The 300-nt window shown below is 39.7% G+C and carries 1 pseudogene; it reads left to right on the top strand.

Annotated elements, in window-relative coordinates:
• A pseudogene (locus HMPREF9441_RS18890) lies at positions 1-300 on the top strand (hypothetical protein); the annotation flags it as partial.

Here is a 300-nt window from a genome sequence, read left to right as displayed (position 1 = left end):
CGTAAAGAATGCTCTTACTAATGAAGATAAGGGGGTAGTACTCTTTCACGGTATTGCAGGTTCGGGCAAAACCAACTATATCAAATGGCTTACGAGTCAGATACCCAATAAGAAATTTATTTTTGTGCCTACCTCGATGATAGCCTCACTTACTGACCCTGCTTTTATAGGCTTGCTTATCGAGAACAAAAATTCGGTATTAGTGCTTGAAGATTGTGAGAACTACATAGCCGAGCGTACCTCCTTTAATAGCAATACTGATGTGGTATCGTCTATACTCAATATAGCTGATGGAATGCT

The organism is Paraprevotella clara YIT 11840 (assembly GCF_000233955.1).
Taxonomy (GTDB): Bacteria; Bacteroidota; Bacteroidia; order Bacteroidales; family Bacteroidaceae; genus Paraprevotella; species Paraprevotella clara.
This window is presented reverse-complemented; position numbering and strand designations above follow the sequence as displayed.